Annotated in this window: 1 protein-coding gene and 1 pseudogene; both read left to right on the forward strand. The window is 72.6% G+C overall.

Going from position 1 to position 1,557, the window contains the following annotated elements; translation table 11 throughout:
- Positions 1–247 (forward strand): annotated as a pseudogene (locus IE312_RS38465) (cytochrome P450); the annotation flags it as partial.
- A 104-nt stretch (positions 248–351) separates the two neighbouring features.
- A partial coding sequence (locus IE312_RS01625; RefSeq protein ID WP_229898865.1) for a cytochrome P450 occupies positions 352–1,557 on the forward strand: 1,206 nt, incomplete at its 3' end.

Consider the following 1,557-nt stretch of genomic DNA (forward strand, 5'->3'; position numbering starts at 1 on the left):
CCTGACCCTGATGGTCCACGAGGAGGAGCTGGAATGGCGCCCCGGGCCCTTCCACCGGGCCCTCGCCGCCCTGCCCGTGGCGTTCACCCCCACTCCGGCCACCCGTATGGCCTCGGCGCTGCGCGGCCGTACCGCCGCCGCGCCGGAGCAGCAGCCGCTCCCCACGGCCCCGGCAGCCGCCGGACGCCAGGAACCGGCCCGCAAGAAGGGCTTCTGGAGCAGCTTTCTGGACATCTTCCGGGTCTGAAGTGAGGCATGTGACGCGGGCAACAATGTCAGGCGCATGACGAAGGAGAGGGGAAGGGTAGGTTCCGGCGGTAACGGTAACGCCCAGCCACAAAGGAGCTTCGCGTGACCGCCGTTGGCGTCATCAGCGGTACCCGCCCCGACCGCCGTGCCGTCATCCCCCTCCTGCGCCGGCTGCGGTCCGACGAGGGACAGGCGGACCCCCTTCCCGTCTGGGAGGAACTGCGCGCGCTGGGCGACGTGGTGCCGGCTCCCTGGGGCGGCTACTTCGTGACCGGATTCGAGGCGTGCAGCCAGGTCCTGCGCGGCAGGAACTGGCGCGTCCCCGACTTCGACTGGCAGGAGCGCCAGACCGACTCCGCGCGCTGGCGGGAGCCGGCGACCCGGGAGATGACCCGGACCCTCTCCCGCCTCAACCCGCCCGAGCACACCGTCCAGCGCCGCGCCCTGGGCAACCTCTTCGACCGCGGCACCCTCGAGACCCTGCGGCCCCGGATCGCCGACCACGTCACCCGGCTCCTCGACCGCCTCGACGCACACCTGCGCGCCCACGGCAGGGCCGACTTCGTCCCCCTCGTCGCCGACCAGCTCCCGGTCCACACCGTCGGCCACTGGCTCGCCGTCCCGGCCGAGCACTACCCGCGCATCCTCGACTTCACCCACCGGCAGGTCCACGCCCAGGAACTGCTCCCCACCAAGACGCAGCTGGCGCTCTCCGCCGGGGCCACCGCCGAGATGAGGGACTTCTTCGCCCGCCTCCTCGCCGACCGCCGCGCGCACCCCGGCAACGATGTCCTCTCCGGCTGGATCCGCCACTGGGACACCCAGTTCCCCGACGACCGCGCGGCCGCGGACCGGATGCTCTACGACCTGACGATGTTCATCACCATCGCCTCCCTGGAGACCACCGCCACCCTGCTCGCCAACGCCGTGTGGTTCCTGACCCGGGACCCCGCCCGGGCCGACTGGCTGCGCCGGCACCCCGGACACCTCGACGGCGCGATCGACGAGACACTGCGCTACGACCCGCCCATCCACCTCAACTCGCGCTACGCCGCCGAGGACACCGTGCTCGCCGGCGTGCCCCTCGCGAAGGACACCACCGTCCACGTCCTGTACGGCGCCGCCAACCACGATCCACGACGCAACGCCGACCCGCACGTCTTCGACATCCGCCGCAAGGGCGCCCACCTCACCTTCGGCGGCGGCGCCCACTACTGCCTCGGCTCGGCCCTGGCCCGGCTGGAGGCCCGCCTGCTGCTCACCCAGCTGCTCGAACGATTCCCCGGCCTGCGACCGACCGCGGCCCCG

Origin of the sequence: Streptomyces capoamus, from assembly GCF_014654935.1 — a bacterium.
GTDB lineage: Bacteria > Actinomycetota > Actinomycetes > Streptomycetales > Streptomycetaceae > Streptomyces > Streptomyces capoamus.